3 protein-coding genes are annotated in these 2,235 nt (G+C 32.6%); all 3 read right to left on the reverse strand.

The window, feature by feature from the left end:
- Positions 1–287: 287 nt before the first annotated feature.
- Complete coding sequence (locus ACE1ET_RS20335; RefSeq protein ID WP_375730263.1) at positions 288–887, reverse strand: hypothetical protein; 600 nt, start codon at positions 885–887, stop codon at positions 288–290.
- Positions 888–1,008: 121 nt separating this feature from the next.
- Positions 1,009–1,740 (reverse strand): hypothetical protein, encoded by a 732-nt coding sequence (locus tag ACE1ET_RS20340; RefSeq protein ID WP_375730264.1) that lies wholly within the window; start codon positions 1,738–1,740, stop codon positions 1,009–1,011.
- A 1-nt stretch (position 1,741) separates the two neighbouring features.
- Entirely contained in the window at positions 1,742–2,116 is a 375-nt protein-coding gene (locus ACE1ET_RS20345) for a hypothetical protein (RefSeq protein WP_375730265.1), read from the reverse strand.
- Positions 2,117–2,235 lie beyond the last annotated feature (119 nt).

Here is a 2,235-nt window from a genome sequence, read left to right on the forward strand (position 1 = left end):
TACAAGTATTATAAGAAATAAGACTGTAGGATAAAGGATTCCACTTTTCATTATTCGGAGAACACTTTTCTTTCGAAGTCTTATGCTATGTTTTGACATTATCAAATAAGTCGTATAGTCTTTATTAAATTGGCACTAACGTTCCAGCGGTATGGTGTCGTGCGGTTGACTGTCCCACGAAGTGGAGACTGTCAAGCCGAAAACGACGGCATACGGAAATAGGATTTGCAAGTTAAAATAAAACCGCATGCACTATGACCGCGTGTTGTGCCCTGTGTTTTATAATTCTAACTTTCCCATGTTCCTATGACCTGCTCTAATTTCCAAACTCCAATTCTTTTTTTGAAAATCAGTATTGAACCTTGTCCATATAAATAACCCTTAAACCATTCAAATGAGATTAATACAGTATTTCGATCTTTTGAAAATAAGGGTTTAGAGATATATCCATAACATTTGATTCCTAATGAATCTCTTAAAACTTCGTATCCTAAGTCATTCTCTAAATTAAAAATACTGTCAATTTGTACATGTTTTAAGAGTCTTTTATTGATTTTATCTTGATCAAGTCTAAACGTGGAATCACATTGCTGTTGCAATATGAAGTTTACATCTGAAGAATCTATATATCCATAGTCTGCGAGATGTTTTATTGTTTTTGAAGAGTCATATTTAACTCCTGGTATTGGAATATGGTTTCCGTCAATTGTCGTTAAAGTTTTATCAGATATTGCATCACATTTTTTGTAATCAGATGATAAATCGGTTAAAACTACATTTATAAAATTGTAGATTTCTTCATCTGAAATAGTATTCTTAATTCCTTTGCATGAGATCAAATTCAGAAGCAGAATAACACAAACAGTAATTTTAATATTCACTTTCATAACATTGGGCACAACGTTTGGCGGTATGAGTAGTGCGGGATTTCGAAGCACTTAATTATCAAACCGTTGTTATGTTTATTAAATGTACTCATGTTGAATTTACCACATCAACCCGCATTACTTATGACCGCGTGTTGGGCGTAGTATTTATTATTCTATCGATTGAATATGCTGCATGATGGATTGCTTCTTCTGCTTCTCCTTGTTTTAATTCCTGTCCATGTACAGCTCTATTACTGACGTGTATGGGATATTTTAGATTCCTGGCAACATCTATTTCAATTATTTGATTAAGTTTTAAGATATCAATTAGCTGAGTCAGTGAATGAACCTTTTCCACATTTAAATTATTTTTTTGTGCTAAATCTTTAAGGAGAATCTCAATATGTCTTCTTAATCTTGCAAGTGCATTCCAAGGTTCTCCAAGGTATAATTCATTAATAATCTTATCAAATTCAACTCCAAGTTTACCGACAAATGGAAACTCTTTAATTGGGTCCTGTCGAGATTCTGTTTTCTTAAATTCTTCCTGTTCTTGAAGATCTGTTTTTATTTCATTTTCTGTTCCAACAAATCTAGTTAGTTTGTTAAGTAATGAATCAACTCGCTCATTAAGGCTTTTATTATCAACATAATCTGAGATTGTAAGCTGACCTATTTCATTATCCAAATAATTACCAAGCTTAATTATATCAGATGATTCTAGGACTAACTCAAATTTCTTTTTATCTAATTCTTTTAGCTTCGTTGATTGTGTTCTTGTGCTCCTAAAGAAAGAAAACAATGTCAGAATTATTGATAATAATCCAAATATTCCTGATATTATTGATAAAGAATCGGTCAAATTTTCCATTCTACTGATTTCTTAATGTTCGACGATAAAGATTAAGAAATGGAGTAATTTTCTTAAATCGATTAAGTAACGTAATCGCTGCGATATATTTTCTACCTACACTTCTTACTCTATATAATTCATAAAATCCGTATGTCATTGAAAGTAACGCAAAACCAAGAGGATAGAGCATTGACCACTTATCAAGTTTTAATTCACTTTTGAAATAAGAAATTGTCAAGGATATAATTAACGAAATGGCAATGCTAATCGTCCCTTTAATTATCATAATTTTTCTTTCATGATGCCATTCATAAACCTTTTTCAGCTCAGAATCTGGGTCTGCAACCTCTTGAGTGGCTAAATCAATAATATCTCTAATGTTTATATCTTTCATGGTTTAAAAGTTTCATTTTTGCACTGCATCCATATTACGCCCAACGTTCCCGCAGTATGCTGTCGTGGCAGTTTCTTTCCGACGGGAAAGGAACTGTCAGGACAAAATAGCCCGACTGC

Origin of the sequence: Quyinboa mangrovi (assembly GCF_042219825.1) — a bacterium.
Classification (GTDB): domain Bacteria; phylum Bacteroidota; class Bacteroidia; order Bacteroidales; family UBA5342; genus JBHJHP01.

Bases quoted from the DNA above. Each gene is read 5' to 3' on its own strand.
- ACE1ET_RS20335 (WP_375730263.1), bottom strand. From the start codon at position 887: ATGAAAGTGAATATTAAAATTACTGTTTGTGTTATTCTGCTTCTGAAT.
- ACE1ET_RS20340 (WP_375730264.1), bottom strand. From the start codon at position 1,740: ATGGAAAATTTGACCGATTCTTTATCAATAATATCAGGAATATTTGGA.
- ACE1ET_RS20345 (WP_375730265.1), bottom strand. From the start codon at position 2,116: ATGAAAGATATAAACATTAGAGATATTATTGATTTAGCCACTCAAGAG.